We start from the raw sequence: 15,989 nt of genomic DNA, 5'->3' as shown, positions 1-15,989 counted from the left end.
GCCGGTCAGAACCAGCTTTCCCGGGTGTCCAGGGTGGTCCGGTCCAGGCTCTCCAGCAGGTCGAACTGCGGGCCGGTGCGGGGCAGCTCGTAGCGGAAGAAGTACCGGGCGGCCTGCCGCTTGCCGGCGAGGAAGTCGGCGTCCGGGCCGTCCGGGTTGCCCAGCGCCTCGACGGCGAGCAGCTGCTCCAGCCACATCCAGGCGATCACCACGTGCCCGACCGCCTCGAGGTAGACGCTGGCGTTGGCCAGGGCCAGCTCCGGGTCGCCGGCGCCGTGCAGCCGCCGGGTGACCACGGCGATCCGGTCGACCGCCGCGCCGAGCCGGCCGGCCAGCTCGGCCGCCTCGCCCTCGGCCTTCCAGGCCCGGGTCACGGTGGCCCGGATGGTCTCCAGCAGCAGCTCCAGCCCGGCGCCCCCGCGCATGGTGACCTTGCGGCCGAGCAGGTCCAGCGCCTGGATGCCGTGGGTGCCCTCGTGGATGGGGTTGAGCCGGTTGTCGCGCCAGTGCTGCTCGACGTCGTAGTCGCGGGTGTAGCCGTACCCGCCGTGCACCTGGATGGCCAGGTCGTTGGCGGCCAGGCACCACTGCGACGGCCAGCTCTTGGCGATCGGGGTGAGCAGGTCCAGCAGCAGGTGCGCCCGGCTGCGGTCGGCCTCGGCCGGGGCGGTCTTCTCCTCGTCGAGCAGCCGCCCGCAGTAGAGGATGAGGGCGAGCGCGCCCTCCACGTAGCTCTTCTGCGCCAGCAGCATCCGGCGTACGTCGGCGTGCGCCACGATCGGCACCTGCGGCGCGGTGGGGTCCTTGTCTGCGACCGGGCGGCCCTGCGGGCGCTGCCGGGCGTACGCCACGGACTTCAGGTAAGCCGTGTAGCCGAGCGCGGTGGCGCCGGCGCCCACCCCGATGCGCGCCTCGTTCATCATGTGGAACATCTGCGCCAACCCCTGGTGCGGCTCCCCCACCAGGTAGCCGACCGCCCCGGGCCGCCCGTAGGGGCGGTGCACGCCCTCGCCGAAGTTGAGCAGCGTGTTGGTGGTGCCCCGGTAGCCCAGCTTGTGGTTGAGGCCGACCAGCACCACGTCGTTGCGCGGGCCGAGCGCGCCGTCGGCGTCGAGGAGCACCTTCGGGACGATGAACAGCGAGATGCCCTTGACCCCGGGCGGCCCGCCGGGAATCCGGGCGAGGACCAGGTGGACGATGTTCTCGGCCAGGTCGTGCTCACCGCCGGAGATCCACATCTTGGTGCCCACCAGCCGGTACGTCCCGTCGTCCTGCGGCTCGGCCCGGGTGGTGATGTCCGCCAGTGAACTGCCGGCCTGCGGCTCGGAGAGGCACATGGTGCCGAAGAACCGCCCCTCCACCATGGGCCGGACCCAGGTGTCGATCTGCTCGGCGCTGCCGTGGGCGAGCAGCAGGTTGGCGTTGCCGAGGGTGAGGAACGGGTACGCGGCGGTGGCCACGTTGGCGGCCTGGAACCAGGCGAAGCAGGCGGCGGCCACGGCGTGCGGCAACTGCATGCCGCCGACCGACTCGTCCATGGTGGCGGCCAGCAGGCCGGTCTCGGCGAACACCTCCAGGGCGGCCTTGACCTGCGGGATGGTGCGTACCCGCTGCCCGTCGAAGCTCGGTTCGGTGGCGTCGGCGGCCCGGTTGTGGGTCGCGAACCGCTCGGCGGCGACCTGCGCGGCGAGGTCCAGCACCGCGTCGAAGGTCTCCCGCGAGTGCTCGGCGTAGCGGGGCCGCTCGGTCAGCCGGCCGACGTCCAGCCAGTCGTGCAGCAGGAACGCCAGATCGCGACGGGACAGCAGGGTGGACGACGACACGGGTCTCCTTCCGTGGGCCGTCGTCAGCCGCGGCGCAGCCCGGCGACGGCCTCTCGGAGATCATTCTGGCTGATCGGGGCGGGCGGCGCACCCTCCGTCGCCTCCCGGAGCGCCTTGGCGAGTTGCACCCGCCGCAGCACCTCCCGCAGGTCGGCGCCGGTGAGCCCGGGGGTGTCGGCGGCGAGCGCGGCCGGGTCGACGTCGGCGGCGAACATCCGGAAGCCGGGCCGCTCGTGCCGGTCGATCAGCTCCCGGATCATCTTGGCGAGGATCTCGGCGCGCCCGGACTCGTCCGGGGCCGGGATGGCGATCTTGAGGTCGAAGCGGCCGGAGCGGGTCAGCGAGGCGTCCACCCGCTGCGGGAAGTTGGTGGTGGCCACCACGATGACGTCGGGGTTCTCCTCGATGAGGGTGTTCATCTCCTGCTTGAAGATCCCGGCCACCGCGTTGACCGCCTGGCTGGCCGCGTCGCCACCGGCGCCCGCGTAGCTGATGATGCTGTCGAACTCGTCGAAGAGCATGACGGTGGGCCGTCGGTAGCGGCGCGCCTCCCGGAAGATCCGCTTGATGTTCCGCTCCGAGCCGCCGAGGTACTTGTCGAGGATCTCCGGGGTGCGGATCTCCACGAAGTCCGCGCCGATCTCGTTGGCCAGGGCCCGGGCCAGCATGGTCTTGCCGGTGCCCGGCGGGCCGTACAGCAGGATGCCCTGCGGCCGGCGGGCGCCCCAGCGGGCCATGGCCTGCGGGTGCCGGAACGACACCGCCACCTCGCGGAACCGCGCGACCACGTCGGCCAGGCCGCCGACCTGGTCGAGGGTCACCGCCGCGCTGCGCGGCGCCGCCGCGGCCGCGCGCTGACCCACGGTGTACGACCGGCCGCGCAGCAGCGTCGGCTCGGGGGTGTCGCCGGCGAGTTCCCGGACGGTCTGGAGCACCACCCCGATCATGGCGGTCAGCTGCGCCGGTGTCACCTCGGCGCTGGGCACCTCGGCGCGCACCCGCACCGTCCCGCCGTCGTCGTGGCTGACCTCGGGGCGCAGGCCGGCCTCCTCGGCGGCCCGCAGCACCGCCCGGCCGGCCGGGTCGCGCGGCGGCTCGGCGAGCGCGGCTCCGGCGGGACGCAGCCCGAGGCGGCGGCCCGCCTCGGCCGCGACCCGGCCGACGGCGGCGGCCGGCCCGTCGCCACCCCGGGCGGCGAGCCGCTGAGCCAGCAGCAGCCCGACCGGTCCGGCCAGGCCGAGAGCGAACAGGCCGACGCCCGGCAGCGCGGCGTCGGCCCGCAGGTACGCCTCGAAGCGGTGCACCGGCCGCCCGTCGCGGCTGTCGGCGCGCACGGTGCAGCGCACCTCGCGCACCGGCGCGGGGAAGTCCCCGCCCGCCAGCAGCTCCACCGGCCCGTCCTGCGCGGCGGTGAGCAGCGCGGCGGCGCCGGTGACGGTGACCCGGGCGCCGAGCAGCGTCACGCTCTCGACGTCCGGCCGGACCTCGTACCCGGTCATGCGACCACATCCCTCGCTGCGAGCGGTCTCCGCTGCCGAGTCTGACACCGGGTCACCGCCACGGCCACCGGCGCCGGTCAGGCCGCCTCCGCGAGGAGGCCGTCGACCAGGTCGCGGGGCAGCCCGTGGGTGTCGTGCAACCAGTGGTAGTCGCGCTCGGTCAGCGGCCCGCGCGCGCGTACCCGGTCGACCAGCGGCCGGCCGCGGTCCAGCAGGCCGCGGAACCGCCGCTCCTCGTCCAGCAGCACCTCGCGCAGCGGACCCACCTCCGCCTCCTGCCGGAACCGGCGCAGCGTGTCGCGGTACGCGTCGAGCGGCAGCCCGGTCAGGCCGCGCGCCGGGTCGTCGCGCCACAGCACGGTGAGCGCCCGTCGGACCAGCCGGCGCAGCACGTAGCCGCGGCCGGTGTTGCCGGGGCGTACCCCGTCACCGAGGACGACCACCGCGGAGCGCAGGTGGTCGGCGACCACCCGCAGGTCCTCGCCGCGCAGGTCCCACCGGTCACGCACCGCGCCCACCCACGGGGTCAGGCCCGCGCCCTCGAAGACGGACCGGCCGCCGCGCAGCACCATCTCCAGGCGTTCCAGGCCCATCCCGGTGTCGATGCTGGACATCGGCAGCGGCGTCAGCCGGCCGTCGGGGTGGCGGTGGTGGCGCATCTGGACGTGGTTCCAGACCTCCATCCAGCGCTCGTCGGTGCCCGGGCTGCCGGACGGCGGGCCGTCCCCGGTCCACACGAAGATCTCCGAGTCGGGCCCGCACGGGCCGGTCGGGCCGTTGGACCACCAGTTCTCCGCGCGGTTGGACTCGACCGGCACGCCCAGCCCGGTCCAGGTGTCGAGGGCGGTCTCGTCCGGCCCGATCTGCTCGTCGCCGCCGAAGACGGTGGCGTGCAGCCGCCCCGGGTCGATGCCGAAGCCCTCGGTGAGCAGTTCGTAGCCCCAGCGCAGGCTGGTCGCGATGCCGTAGTCGCCGAGCGACCAGGAGCCGAGCATGTCGAAGACGGTCAGGTGGGTGCGGTCACCGACCTCGTCGAGGTCGGTGGTGCGCAGGCAGCGCTGCACGTTGACCAGCCGCCGGCCGCCGGGGTGCGCGCGCCCCAGCAGGTACGGGGTGAGCGGGTGCATGCCGGAGGTGGTGAAGAGCACCGGATCGCCGGACGGCGGGACGAGCGAGCTCTCCGGCGCGTCCCGGTGGCCCCGGCGGTGGTAGTGGTCGACGAAGGTGCGGACGATCTGGTCGGGTGTCATGGCACGGGCCTTCCGGTTCGGATCGACGACCGGACGGTCCGCCGCGCGGGCGGTGACGTGACACGACGACGCCGGCGGACCGTTTCCGGTCGCCGGCGGGAATGGGGCAGGTCAGGCGGCGGCAACCGGCGAGCGGGAAGCTCGCGCGGCCGCGGCGGTGGTGCTGCGCCTGAATTCCATGCCGACAACGGTAGCCGGAGGGCGAGGCCACGGCCACCCGAAAACCCGGCGGGTCGGCCCGGTGAATCGACGTATTGACATGTGAAGGCAACTCGTCGGTAACATTCCGGCACCTCGGACGGCCCGGGCCACCCCCGTACCCGGGCCGATCCCCCACCGAGGCGCCGAACAGGCACGTGGACGGCTCGTGGGTGGACCGCCGACCGGCGCGTCCCCCGTCACCCCCGGAAGGACCCGCCCCCGTGAAATCGCTCATGACCCGTGCCCTACTTGCCCTCGCCGTCGCCGCGGCGACGCTGGTCGGGCTCCCCTCCCCGGCCCAGGCGGCCACCTGGACGCCGTCGAGCAACCCGATCCTCTTCGTGCACGGCTGGAACAGCAGCGCGTCGACCTGGAACACGATGCTCGGCCGGTTCCAGGCCGACGGCTGGCCGTCGAGCCACCTGCGGGCCTTCTCGTACAACACCAGCCAGTCCAATGCCCTCACCGCCCAGGTGGTCGGCCAGGAGATCGACGCGCTGCTGGCCGCGACCGGGGCGACAAAGGTCGACATCGTCACCCACTCGATGGGCGCGCTCTCCTCGCGCTACTACCTGAAGTACCTGGCCGGCAGCGGGAAGGTGGACCGCTGGGTGTCGCTGGGCGGACCGAACCACGGCACCAGCTCGGCGAACACCTGTTCCAGCACCGCCTGCCTGGAGATGCGGGTCGGCTCGGCCTTCCTGGCCGACCTCAACGCCGGCGACGAGACGCCCGGCGCCTTCGGCTACGGCACCTGGCGCTCCCCGTGCGACGGGGTGATCAACCCGGTGGACAGCACCGTCCTGGCCGGCGCCACCAACACCCGGACCGCCTGCGTCTTCCACACCAACCTGCAGAGCGACGCCACCATCTACGGCCAGGTGCGCGACTTCGTCAACTCGTGAGAGCGAGCCCGCCGGTCCGGCGTGCCGGGCCGGCGGGCTCCTCCTGTTCGGCGGTCCCGGTCAGGCCGTGCCGGAGGAGACCAGCGGGGCCGGGGCCACCGGCCGGCGGCGGTCGGCGCGCCGGTTCGGCAGCGACAGCCGGATCACCTTCCACCAGGCGGAGGCCACCTGCTTGGGCAGCGGGCCCGTGGTGTACTTCAGCCCGTACCGGTCGAACAGCGCCCGGACCTGCGGGGCGATCTCCTGGTAGCGGTTGCTCGGCAGGTCGGGGAAGAGGTGGTGCTCGATCTGGTACGACAGGTTGCCGGTCATGATGTGCAGCAGCCGGCTGCCGCTGATGTTGGCCGAGCCGAGCATCTGCCGCAGGTACCACTCGCCACGGCTCTCGCCCTCGATGGAGGTCTTCTCGAAGGTCTCCACGCCGTTCGGGAAGTGCCCGCACATGATCACCGAGTGGCTCCACAGGTTGCGGATCAGGTTCGCGGTGAACGTGGCGGCGAGCGTGGACAGGAACGACGGTCCGGACAGCAGCGGGTGCAGCACGTAGTCCTTGAGCACCTGGCGGCGGATCTTGCGGCCGACCGCCCTGGCCCGCGCCCGGAACGCCGGGTCCCTGTGCCTGCCGTTCTTCAGGTTGTCCCCCAGCTCCAGGTCGTACGCGGCGATGCCGTACTCGAAGAAGCAGGCGTTGACGAAGTTGTAGAACGGCTGGCCCAGGTACGCCGGGTGCCACGGCTGGTCCTCGTCGACCCGCATGATGCCGTAGCCGAGGTCGTTGTCCTTGCCGAGCACGTTGGTGTACCGGTGGTGCAGCTCGTTGTGGGAGTGCTTCCACTGCTCGGGCGGGGAGACGTGGTCCCAGTCCCAGGTGGTGGAGTGGATCTTCGGGTCGCGCATCCAGTCCCACTGCCCGTGCAGGACGTTGTGCCCGATCTCCATGTTGTCGAGGATCTTGGCGACCGCCAGGCCGGCCGTGCCGACGATCCAGGCCGGCGGGAACAGTGAGAAGAGCAGCACCGCGCGGCTGCTGATCTCCAGGGTCCGCTGGGTCTTGATCACCTTGCGGATGTAGCGGGCGTCCCGCTCACCCCGGTCGGCGATCACCCGGTCCCGGATCGCGTCCAGCTCCTTGCCGATGATCTCGATGTCCGCGGCGGTGAGGTGGGCGATCGGGTTGTCGGCCTTCTTCTGGATCGCGGTCACGTCGGGTGGCCTCCTGTCAGAGTTCGATGTCGCAGGTACCGGCGGCCGCCGACACACAGGTCTGGACGAGCACGCCGTCCCCGGGAACGGCGGTGGTGACGTCGCCGTTGCGCAGGTCGCGCACCGCGCCCTCCCGCAGCGGGACGACGCAGCCGAAGCAGATGCCCATCCGGCAACCGGAGGGCATCAGCACGCCGGCCTGCTCGCCGGCGTCGAGGATCGGGGTCGCGCCGTCGGCCTCGACGGTCACGCCGGCGCCGGTGAACGTCACGGTGCCGCCCTCCCCCGGCGAGATCACGGTGGGCCGGAACCGCTCGGTGTGCAGCCGGTCGACGAGCCCGTTGGCCTCCCAGTACCCCTCGATCGCGTCGAGCATGCCGACCGGGCCGCAGGCCCAGGTCTGGCGGTCGAGGTGGTCCGGCACCAGGCCGGCCAGCTCGTCGACGCCCAGCAGCCCGTCGGTGTCGGTGTGCCGCTCGACCAGCCGCAGCGCGCCGGCCTCGGCGAGCGCCCGCAGTTCGGGGCCGAAGATGACGTCGTCCCGGGCCGGCGCCGAGTGCACCAGCACCACGTCGGCCCGCTGGTGCAGGCCGGCGCGGAGCATCCCCATGACCGGGGTGATGCCGCTGCCGGCGGTGAGGAACAGGACCCGTCCGGGGGTCTCCGCCGGCACGACGAAGTCGCCCTGCGCCTGGTCGAGCTGGACGATCGTGCCGGTCCGGACCCGCCGCACCAGGTAATTGCTGACCTTGCCGTCGGGGATCGCCTTCACGGTGACGGTGATCCGGCCGTCCGCGGCGCCCGGCGCCGAGGTGACCGAGTACGCCCGCCACTGGCGTACCCCGTCGACGTCCACGCCGAGGCGCACGTACTGTCCGGGCCGGTGCCCCTGCCAGCCGCGGCCCGGCTGGATGACCACGGTCGCGGCGTCCCGGGTCTCCGGGCGGACGGCGACGATCCGCCCGCGCAGCGGGGCGCCGGCGCGCAGCGGCGCCACGAGGTCGAGGTAGTCGCCCGGCAGCAGCGGGGTGGTGACCGCGCCGGCCAGCCGCAGCAACCTGTCCCGGAAGGAGACCTTCTGCGGGCGGCGGGAGGCAGTTGTGGTCATATGACCAGCTTGACTGCGTGATCGCATAACATCTTGACCGGCAAAGGTGAAACGGTCGCAGGTTCTTGTTCGGGGAGAACAAATGTCGGACGCAACGCACCATCGCGCCCATCTCGAACTCGACGAGCAGGTGGCGGCCCGCCTGCGGGAGCGGCTGCCCGTGGTCGCCGAGCGGACGGTCACCGCGATCACCGCCGAGGTCCCCGACTACTCCGGCGCGCTCACCGGCACCATGCGCGAGAAGATCGAGAACGCCGTACGCATCGCGCTGGGCACCTTCCTCCAGCTCATCGAGGGCGCACAGGCCATCGACCCGAGCACGCCGCTGGCGCCGGCCCTGGAGGCCGCGTACGCGCTGGGCAGCGGCGAGGCCCGCTCCGGGCGGAGCATGGACGCGCTGCTGGCCGCGTACCGGGTGGGGGCGCGGGTGGCCTGGCGGGAGGTCTCCGCCACCACGGTCCGCAGCGGGCTGGCCGCCGAGACGGTGGCCGAGTTCGCCGAGCTCATGTTCGCGTACATCGACGAGCTGTCGGCGGCCAGCGTGGCCGGGCACTCCGACGAGCTGGCCAGCGCCGGCCGGGTCCGCCGCCGCGACCTGGAACGCCTGACCCAGCAACTGCTCGCCGGGGAACCGGAGGAGATCCTGCGGCGCAGCGCGGAACGGGCCGACTGGCCGCCGCCGCAGACGCTCACCGTCGTCCTGCTGCCCCGCCGCAACCTGCGCGCGGTGCTCGCCCTGCTCGGCCCGTACACCCTGGAGAGCGGCGAGGACATGCCCGGCATGGACCCCGCCGACGACCTGGCCGTCCTGCTGGTGCCGGACATGCACGGGGTCCGGCGCCGCCAGCTCATCCGGCTGCTGCACGGGCACCGGGCGGTGCTCGGGCCGGCCCGGCCGTGGCACCGGGTCGCCGCCTCCCACGAGCGGGCCACCCGGGCCCTGGCCCTCGGCCTCGGCGAACCGGACGCCGGACCCGTCGACACCGAGCAGCACCTGGCCGAGCTGCTGCTCAGCATGGACCCGGAGGTCCTGGCCGACCTGCGCGCCCAGGCCCTCGCGCCGCTCGCCGACCTGCCGCCGGCCACCGCGCACCGGCTCGCCGAGACGCTGCGCTCCTGGCTGCTGCACCAGGGCCGCCGCGACGACGTGGCGGCCGACCTGTTCGTCCACCCGCAGACCGTCCGCTACCGGATGGGCAAGCTCCGCGAGCTGTACGGCGACCGCCTCCACGAACCGGCCACGGTCCTCGACCTCACCATCGCGCTGGCCGTCCCGCCCACCCCGCCGGAGGCGGAGCCACCGGGCGGGTGAGGGCGGCGTGCCTGCCGTCAGGCGGCGACGTAGACGAGGTCCATGGTGTCGGTGCGTCCGGACCAGCGGAGTTCGAGGTGCCAGCAGCCGGCCCGCGGCACGTCGACGATGGACGGGCCGGGCCCGCCGGCGACCTCCCGGGTCACCCGGGTCGTGGTGCCGTCGAGGGTCGCGGTGATGACGAGGGTGGCCGGCGCGGTCGGGTCGGGCGACGGCGTGGCCGCCGGCCGGGAGACCCAGAGGATCTTGTTGCTGGGCCCCTCCGTCCGGCCGACCGCCAGCGGCTGGCCGAACAGCACGGCGACGATCTCGCCCTTCGCGCCGAACACGTGCGGCGCGCGGGCGTCCCCGCTGAAGCCGGCGTCCGCCCAGTCGGGCAGCCGGCCCTCCTCGACCCGTGCCGCACAGCCGGTCGACGCGCTCGCCGCCGGGGTGGCCGGCGCGCCCGCGGCGGTGCAACCCGCCAGCAGGACCACCGGCGCCAGCAGGAGTCTGCCCCACGCATCCATCCCGCACCTCCGGGCCGACGTGTCGGTGCCGGTTCGACGGCACCCCTGCCCTCACGACACCGGCCGGGCGGCGCAGGTTCCCTCCGTGGCGGTCGTCCCCGGGTACGAGGGCGCGAGCCGCGCCTAGTCCAGGGACGCGGCGATCCCGACCGCCGCGTCCCTGGTGAGCTGGCCCTCCAGGCGGTAGCTGACGCCGGCGTCCTCCCAGATCAGGGTGGCGGCGGCGAGCCGCGCGGTCTCCACGCGTTCCACGCCGGCCCGGTCGATGTACGCGAGCTCGTGCGGACCGCCGATCCACACGGCGAAGTCGCCGTCGACGGTGACCCACTCCACGCCCGGCCCGCCGCCGAGTTGCTTGTGGAAGACCGGGTCGAGGCGACCGTCGAAGGCGTCGAGGCGCAGCGCGCCGCCGCGGTAGAGCAGCGTCGCCACCCGGTACGTGCCGGTGCCGTCCGGATCGGCGACCAGCACCTGCTCCGGGGCGCCCAGAGCGGCGGGCACGCGGATCGGGAAACGCACGTGCCGCGGCGCCTCGTCGAGGGAGACGGACCGCTGCGACGGCAGCGGCGACGGCACCCCGGTCGGCGGATCCGGCGCCGGCGTGGTCTCGACGACGACCCCGGAGAAGCGGAGCAGCCCCGCCACGGCGTCGGCGATGGCGGCCCGCCCCGGCGGCAGCGCGGCGACGAGCAGGGCGGCCAGCGCCGCGGCGAGCCAGCGGCGCCAGCGCCGCCGTCGTCGTGCCGGCGCGGCCAGGCGGGCACGCACCCGGCCGCGCACGTCGGGCACGTCGGGGGTCTCCAGCCAGGTGGCGAGGTCGCGCAGCTCGCGTTCGAGGTCATCCACGGCGCACCTCCTCGCGGTCGAGCAGGCCGCGGAGCTTGACCAGCGCCCGGGACGTCCGCGACTTCACGGTGCCCCTGGGCCAGCCGAGCATCGTCACGGTCTCCTCCTCGGTCAGGTCGAGAAGGAAGCGGCACACGATCACCTCGCGGTCCTTCACCGGCAGCTGCCGCAGCGCCGCCACCAGCGCGGCCCGGCGCTCCGCGGCGAGGACTCCGCCGACGGCGGCGTCCTCGCCCGCCTCGGACCCGTCCTGCGCCGCCGCGGCCCGCAGGGCGAGCCCGTCCCGCCGGCTGCGGGACCGGTGCAGGTTGCGGGTCTCGTTGGCGACGATCGCGAGCAGCCACGACCGGAAGGACGACTCGCCGCGGTAGCGGGACAGGTTGCGGAACCCCTTCACGAACGCCTCCTGGATGACGTCCTCCGCGTCCGCACCGGCACCGAGCAGCACCGCCGTCCGGTACGCGGACGCGGTGTGCCGGGCGACCAGGAGTTCGTACCCCTCCAGGTCACCGGCCCGAGCGCGGGTCACAAGCTCGTCGTCGTCCAGTGGAGACCTCCGCTTCGATCACCCTCATGACACCGGCCGCCCCGCGCGGGTTCCATCCTCGCGGCACGGAACCCCGGCGGCGTCGACGGTGTCACCCGGGCATGGCCGTCACCATGTCGCGTCGCCGCATCCTGACCCTGCTGGCCGGCGCCGGCGCCACCGTGCTGGCCGGCTGCGAGCCGGCCCGGGGCCGAGCGCCGGCCGTACCCGATCCCTTGCTCCTCCTTGTCGACGACGGGCTGGGCCTGCTGCGCGGGGCCGACCGACGGATGATCCCTCGTGCCGTGGCCACCGCGGACGGGACCTGGCTGTTCGCGACCGCCCCCGAGGGCCCGGACACCGCCTGCTGGCGGATCGACCCCGCGACCGGCCGCACCTCCGCGAGGACGGTGCTGCCCGGGCGGTGGGTGGCCCAGGCGGTCTCGGCCGACGGTACGAGGGTGGCGCTCACCCCGACCGGGATGCCGGTGAACGGCGGTCGCCCGTCGGGGCGGCAGGTGACGCCGGTGCTGGTCGCCGACGCCGGCGGGATGCGCCACCGGCTGGACCTGCGCGGCGCCGTCGTCCCGGAGGCGTTCACCGCGGACGGCACCGGGCTGTTCGTCCTGGACTGGCTCCCGGCCACCGCACCCGACCGCTACCGGGTCCGGGTCGTCGACCTCGCCACCGGCACGCCCGGCCCGCTGTCCACCCGTGACAAAACGCCGGTCCCGCCCGGCGCCGAGGAGGAGATGCGCGGCGACGGGCGCCAGGCGGTGCTCGCCCCGGACCGCACCGTGCTCTACACGCTCTACACCCACCAGCCCGACCACCAGCACACCCGGGACCTCGTCAGCGGTCGGCCCGGCGACGCGCACGCGTTCGTCCACACCCTGAACCTGCGGGAGCGGTGGGCGTACTGCGTCGACCTGCCGCACCCGTTCGGCGAGGCCGCCGCGGCCGGCCACGCCATGGCGATCACCCCCGACGGGGGCCGGCTCCTCGTCGCCGACGTCGCGTCGGGCACCGTCGCGGACATCGCCACCGGGGAGCTGACGGTACGCCGCACCGTCCCGCAGCCCCGCGGCACGGGCGCCGCGCACGCCGCCGCCGGCGACGACCGCCTCTACCTCGCCGCCGGCACGACGGTCCGGGCCCTCGACCTCACCCGCCTGACCGGCACGGTGGACTGGCCGGTACGCGAACCGGTCACCGGCCTGGTGACCAGCCGCGACGGCAGCCGCCTCTACGTGGGCCAGCGCGACGCGGTGAGCTGGCACGATGCCGCCACCGGCCGGGAACTCGGCCGCGTCCCGGTCCCCGGTCTGGTCGGCGTGCACGGCCTGGCCGGATCCGCCTGACCCGACGCCCGGCCGCGCCGTCCCATCCCGCCGGAGGTGGACCGACCACCGGCCCACCGGCCCGGGCATCCCGGGTCCTCCGGCCCTGTCCGCCGTCGGTCGGGCCGGGAATGGTCGAAGGGGGACCAGCAACGAGGAGGCGACACCATGAGGCAACCGGCGACCCGGGCGGAGCAGACCCCGACGGTACGGATGCTGGAGGCGGCCGCCCGGCAGGCCCTGCACGCCCCGTCGGTGTTCAACACCCAGCCGTGGCGCTGGCGGATCACCACGGACACCCTGGAACTGCGCGCCGACCCGGACCGGCAGCTCGCCACCACCGACCCGGACGGCCGGCTGCTCACCCTCAGCTGCGGCGCGGCCCTGCACCACGCCCGGGTGTTCCTCACCGCCGCCGGCTGGGCGGTCACCGTGGAGCGGCGGCCGAACCCGGCCGACCCGGCGCTGCTGGCCCGGCTCCGCGCCACCGGCCCCGCCCACCTCGACGTCGCCGCCGCGCGCCTGGTCGACGCCATCCCGCGCCGCCGCACCGACCGCCGCGCCTACGGCGACCGCCCGGTGCCCGAGCCGGTGCTGGCCCGGCTGCGCGCCGCCGTCGAGGCCGAGGACGCCCACCTGCACATCGTCCGGCCCGACCAGATGCCGATGCTGGCCGTCTCCACCGGCCGCGCCGCCGACGCCGAACTGGCCGACCCCGCGTACCGGGAGGAGCTGCGCCGGTGGACCGACCGGCCGGCGGGCAGCGGCGACGGCGTGCCCACCGCCACCGCCGTCCGGCCCGGGCCGCGCCGGGTGCCGCTGCGCGACCACGCGCCGGGCGGGGCCGCCGGGCTGACCGCCGGGGCGGACTTCGACCGCGGCGCGGCGTACCTGATCCTGTTCGGCGAGCAGGACGAGCCGGCGGCCTGGCTGCGCGGCGGTGAGGCGCTGTCCGCGCTGCTGCTCACGGCCACCGCCGAGGGCCTCGCCACCGCGCCGCTCAGCGACGCCATCGAGGTCGCCTGGCCGCGCCGGATGATGCGCGACCTGCTCGCCGGGATCGGCGACCCCTACCTGGTGGTCCGGGTCGGCTGGGGACCCGACGACGACCTGCCGCCGGCGCCGCGCCGGACGCCGGCCGACGTGATCGAGATGACCGGCTGACCGCCGGCGTATCGTCGGCCCCGTGTCCTCTTCGGATCCGCCCGGCGACCTGCCGTTCGTCGACGAACACCGCACCCTCGTGGCCGCGCCGCCGGCCGACGTGTGGCGGTCGCTCGGTGCGCAGTTCACCCACCACCGCGCGTCCGGCGCCGACCTCGTGGCGCACCTGCTGGGCACCGTCCCCCGCCGCGCCGGCGGTCCGCCACTCACCGAGGGTGCCGCCGTGCCCGGGTTCGCCGTGGCGGAGGCGGCGCCGGGGCGGCGGCTCCGGCTGGCCGGGCGGCACCGGTTCTCCCGGTACGTGCTCCAGTTCGACCTCGCCGACCGGGCCGGCGGGACGCTGGTGAGCGCCCGGACGTACGCCGCGTTCCCCGGGCCGCACGGGGGTCTCTACCGGCTGTTGGTGATCGGGTCGGGCGGGCACCGGCTCGCGGTCCGGCGGATGCTGCGCGACATCCGCGCCCGCGCCGAACGCGCCCGGGCCTAGCTCCTACCCCTCTGGAGAGGGGCGACGAGGGGCGCCGGGATCTGCCGGGCGGCCCTCTCCACTGGCCGGCGGTCAGTGACGGGACGTTGATCCGACCGGCACCCGGGCGGCCGCCTCGCGCCGCAGTTCCGGCCTTCTCCGGCCGCGCAGCACGGTCAGCGCCACGGTGACCGCGGCGGCGACGCCGACGCCGGTCCAGAGCAGCGGGCTGGTCCGCAGTTCCTCGGGCAGCTGCTGACCGAGGACGAAGACGCCCATCACCACGACGAACCAGCCGAACACCTTGCGCAGGATGTCGGCGGGGATCCGTCCGGCGAGCCGCCCGCCGGCGACGCTGCCGGCGACGGCGGCGACCACCACGGCTGCCGCGAGACCCCAGTCGATGCTCACACTGGACAGGTAGCCGGCCAGGCCGGCGAAGGACTTCATGGCGATGACCACCAGTGATGTCCCTACCGCGACCGGCATGGGCAGGCCGCCGAGCAGCGCGAGGGCGGGCACCACCAGGAAGCCGCCACCGGCGCCGACCAGGCCGGTGACCAGTCCGACCACCACACCGTCAAGGACCACCCGCGGCATCGGCAGCTCGTGCGGCACCGGCCGGTGCTCGGCGCCGCGCCGGCCCCGGATCATCGCGACCGCGGTGGCCAGCATCATCACGGCGAAGCCGGTGAGCAGGAACCCGGCCGGGATGAACTCGGCCAGGCGGCCGCCCGCGTACGCGCCGGTCATGCCGGCGACGCCGAAGATCAGGCCGGTGCGCCAGCGCACCCGGTGGGCCCGGGCGTGCGGGATGACGCCCACCGCGCTGGTGGCGCCCACGACGAGCAGCGAGGTCGCGATGGCCTCCTTCGGGGGCAGGTCGGCGACGTAGACCAGCAGCGGCACCGCGAGGATCGACCCGCCGCCGCCGAGCAGGCCGAGGCTGACGCCGATCAGGACGGCCAGTCCGACGGTCAGGGCCAGGGTCGCGGTCATGCCCGGCCGCCGGTCTCGCGCAACTGGCCGACGATGGTGTCCAGGTCGCAGCTCGCGCCCCGGTTGTAGGGCAGCTTGCCGAGGATCATGCCCATGGCGCAGGTGTTGGTGACCGCGGCGACGGTGAGGCCGGCGCCGATGAATCCGGCCACCCACTTCAGCTGCGGCACGAACACCGAGCCGAGGACGCTGGCCAGCACGATCGAGCCGGCGACGAGGCGGACCTGCCGTTCGAGGTCCCAGCGGGGCGCGCCCCGCTTGGTCGGCGCGTTGGCCGCCTGCCAGGCCATGATGCCGCCGTCGAGGACCGTCAGGTGGGGCAGGCCGACCCCGGCGAGGGCCTGCTCGGCCTGGGTGGCGCGGGCGCCGGAGCGACAGACCAGCACGACGTCCTCGTCGAGGTGGTTGCGCAACTCCTCGCGGTGCTCCCTGAGCAGGTCCAGCGGCACGTTGTAGGAGCCGGGGATGTGGGACGTCTCGAACTCCGCCGGGGTACGCACATCCAGCAGGCGCGGCGCGTGGCCGGCGTCGATGAGCTCCCGCAGGCTGACGGCGTCGAGGGTGGCGGGGCGGGCCGTCTCGGAAGTGCTCATTTCTCCTCTTTCCGCTACAAAATTTTCCGTAGAAGGCGCGGGGAAGCCGGCCGGCGCCGGGTGGCGCCGGCCGGGTCCTGCTGGTGGGGTCAGGCGGCGGTGACGATCTCCAGGCCGGCGGTCTCGGCCTGGTCGAACGTGTCGTTGATGACGACGGCCTGGCGGCCGGCGTTGGCGAGTAGTGATGCTGCGGCGGTGGCGCGGTAGCCGGAGCCGCAGTGGACCCAGACGGTGCCGGCGGGCAC

General features: G+C 74.6%; 15 protein-coding genes and 1 pseudogene. 5 read left to right on the top strand and 11 right to left on the bottom strand.

The features are described from left to right. Nucleotides 1-5 precede the first annotated feature (5 nt). From FXF50_RS28720 to FXF50_RS28710, 3 genes are all read right to left on the bottom strand, one after another. Nucleotides 6-1,823 carry an acyl-CoA dehydrogenase gene (locus FXF50_RS28720; protein ID WP_148432060.1) on the bottom strand — a complete coding sequence of 606 codons (1,818 nt, stop codon included), beginning with the start codon at nt 1,821-1,823 and terminating at the stop codon, nt 6-8. A gap of 23 nt (nt 1,824-1,846) precedes the next feature. Continuing rightward, on the bottom strand, nt 1,847-3,322 hold the full coding sequence (locus FXF50_RS28715; protein WP_148432059.1) for a 26S protease regulatory subunit: 1,476 nt from the start codon (nt 3,320-3,322) through the stop codon (nt 1,847-1,849). 77 nt (nt 3,323-3,399) lie between these two features. Further along, nucleotides 3,400-4,572: an alanine--tRNA ligase-related protein gene (locus FXF50_RS28710; RefSeq protein ID WP_148432058.1), complete on the bottom strand. Its 1,173-nt coding sequence runs from the start codon at nt 4,570-4,572 to the stop codon at nt 3,400-3,402. A gap of 422 nt (nt 4,573-4,994) precedes the next feature. On the opposite strand from FXF50_RS28710, the gene FXF50_RS28705 reads away from it, so the two are divergent. After that, nucleotides 4,995-5,678: an esterase/lipase family protein gene (locus FXF50_RS28705; RefSeq protein ID WP_370464173.1), complete on the top strand. Its 684-nt coding sequence runs from the start codon at nt 4,995-4,997 to the stop codon at nt 5,676-5,678. A 60-nt stretch (nt 5,679-5,738) separates the two neighbouring features. On the opposite strand, the gene FXF50_RS28700 is transcribed toward FXF50_RS28705, so the two are convergent. Then, nucleotides 5,739-6,881: an acyl-CoA desaturase gene (locus FXF50_RS28700; protein WP_148432056.1), complete on the bottom strand. Its 1,143-nt coding sequence runs from the start codon at nt 6,879-6,881 to the stop codon at nt 5,739-5,741. Nucleotides 6,882-6,897: 16 nt separating this feature from the next. Further along, on the bottom strand, nt 6,898-7,989 hold the full coding sequence (locus FXF50_RS28695) for a ferredoxin reductase (RefSeq protein WP_148432055.1): 1,092 nt from the start codon (nt 7,987-7,989) through the stop codon (nt 6,898-6,900). A gap of 82 nt (nt 7,990-8,071) precedes the next feature. On the opposite strand from FXF50_RS28695, the gene FXF50_RS28690 reads away from it, so the two are divergent. Further along, nucleotides 8,072-9,301, top strand: a complete 1,230-nt coding sequence (locus FXF50_RS28690) for a CdaR family transcriptional regulator (RefSeq protein ID WP_148432054.1) — start codon at nt 8,072-8,074, stop codon at nt 9,299-9,301. Nucleotides 9,302-9,318: 17 nt separating this feature from the next. On the opposite strand, the gene FXF50_RS28685 is transcribed toward FXF50_RS28690, so the two are convergent. The 3 genes from FXF50_RS28685 to FXF50_RS28675 all read right to left on the bottom strand — a co-directional run bounded on the left by FXF50_RS28685 (nt 9,319) and on the right by FXF50_RS28675 (nt 11,185). Beyond that, complete coding sequence (locus tag FXF50_RS28685; RefSeq protein ID WP_148432053.1) at nt 9,319-9,810, bottom strand: hypothetical protein; 492 nt, start codon at nt 9,808-9,810, stop codon at nt 9,319-9,321. A 123-nt stretch (nt 9,811-9,933) separates the two neighbouring features. Next, the gene (locus tag FXF50_RS28680; protein ID WP_148432052.1) at nt 9,934-10,656 is read right to left on the bottom strand and encodes a hypothetical protein; all 723 of its coding nucleotides are present in this window, start codon (nt 10,654-10,656) and stop codon (nt 9,934-9,936) included. After that, on the bottom strand, nt 10,649-11,185 hold the full coding sequence (locus FXF50_RS28675) for an RNA polymerase sigma factor (RefSeq protein WP_255510241.1): 537 nt from the start codon (nt 11,183-11,185) through the stop codon (nt 10,649-10,651). Before FXF50_RS28675 ends, FXF50_RS28680 begins: the two co-directional genes overlap by 8 nt. A gap of 119 nt (nt 11,186-11,304) precedes the next feature. Between FXF50_RS28675 and FXF50_RS28670 the strand changes: the two genes are divergently transcribed. The 3 genes from FXF50_RS28670 to FXF50_RS28660 all read left to right on the top strand — a co-directional run bounded on the left by FXF50_RS28670 (nt 11,305) and on the right by FXF50_RS28660 (nt 14,173). Beyond that, nucleotides 11,305-12,543 (top strand): YncE family protein, encoded by a 1,239-nt coding sequence (locus FXF50_RS28670; protein ID WP_255510240.1) that lies wholly within the window; start codon nt 11,305-11,307, stop codon nt 12,541-12,543. A gap of 147 nt (nt 12,544-12,690) precedes the next feature. Further along, on the top strand, nt 12,691-13,686 hold the full coding sequence (locus tag FXF50_RS28665) for a nitroreductase family protein (protein ID WP_148432049.1): 996 nt from the start codon (nt 12,691-12,693) through the stop codon (nt 13,684-13,686). Between the two features lie 22 nt (nt 13,687-13,708). Further along, nucleotides 13,709-14,173, top strand: coding sequence for a hypothetical protein (locus tag FXF50_RS28660; RefSeq protein WP_148432048.1), 465 nt, complete (start codon nt 13,709-13,711; stop codon nt 14,171-14,173). 72 nt (nt 14,174-14,245) lie between these two features. On the opposite strand, the gene FXF50_RS28655 is transcribed toward FXF50_RS28660, so the two are convergent. The 3 genes and pseudogenes from FXF50_RS28655 to FXF50_RS30070 form a co-directional block, all read right to left on the bottom strand. Beyond that, entirely contained in the window at nt 14,246-15,151 is a 906-nt protein-coding gene (locus tag FXF50_RS28655; protein WP_148432047.1) for a sulfite exporter TauE/SafE family protein, read from the bottom strand. Next, a complete protein-coding gene (locus FXF50_RS28650) occupies nt 15,148-15,744 on the bottom strand; it encodes a rhodanese-like domain-containing protein (protein WP_148432046.1) in 597 nt (198 codons plus the stop codon). The genes FXF50_RS28655 and FXF50_RS28650 overlap by 4 nt, the downstream gene beginning before the upstream one ends. Nucleotides 15,745-15,833: 89 nt before the next feature. Further along, nucleotides 15,834-15,989 (bottom strand): annotated as a pseudogene (locus FXF50_RS30070) (MBL fold metallo-hydrolase); the annotation flags it as partial.

This window comes from Micromonospora sp. AP08, from assembly GCF_008085935.1.
In the GTDB taxonomy this organism is placed as follows: domain Bacteria; phylum Actinomycetota; class Actinomycetes; order Mycobacteriales; family Micromonosporaceae; genus Micromonospora; species Micromonospora chersina.
The sequence above is the reverse complement of the archived record's forward strand: the minus strand, read 5'-3'. Positions and strand labels throughout refer to the sequence as shown.

What these genes read in the sequence shown, in the direction of transcription:
- FXF50_RS28715 (WP_148432059.1), bottom strand. Translation starts at nt 3,322, where the DNA reads ATGACCGGGTACGAGGTCCGGCCGGACGTCGAGAGCGTGACGCTGCTC.
- FXF50_RS28710 (WP_148432058.1), bottom strand. Translation starts at nt 4,572, where the DNA reads ATGACACCCGACCAGATCGTCCGCACCTTCGTCGACCACTACCACCGC.
- FXF50_RS28695 (WP_148432055.1), bottom strand. Translation starts at nt 7,989, where the DNA reads ATGACCACAACTGCCTCCCGCCGCCCGCAGAAGGTCTCCTTCCGGGAC.
- FXF50_RS28690 (WP_148432054.1), top strand. Translation starts at nt 8,072, where the DNA reads ATGTCGGACGCAACGCACCATCGCGCCCATCTCGAACTCGACGAGCAG.
- FXF50_RS28685 (WP_148432053.1), bottom strand. Translation starts at nt 9,810, where the DNA reads ATGGATGCGTGGGGCAGACTCCTGCTGGCGCCGGTGGTCCTGCTGGCG.
- FXF50_RS28670 (WP_255510240.1), top strand. Translation starts at nt 11,305, where the DNA reads ATGGCCGTCACCATGTCGCGTCGCCGCATCCTGACCCTGCTGGCCGGC.
- FXF50_RS28665 (WP_148432049.1), top strand. Translation starts at nt 12,691, where the DNA reads ATGAGGCAACCGGCGACCCGGGCGGAGCAGACCCCGACGGTACGGATG.
- FXF50_RS28655 (WP_148432047.1), bottom strand. Translation starts at nt 15,151, where the DNA reads ATGACCGCGACCCTGGCCCTGACCGTCGGACTGGCCGTCCTGATCGGC.
- FXF50_RS28650 (WP_148432046.1), bottom strand. Translation starts at nt 15,744, where the DNA reads ATGAGCACTTCCGAGACGGCCCGCCCCGCCACCCTCGACGCCGTCAGC.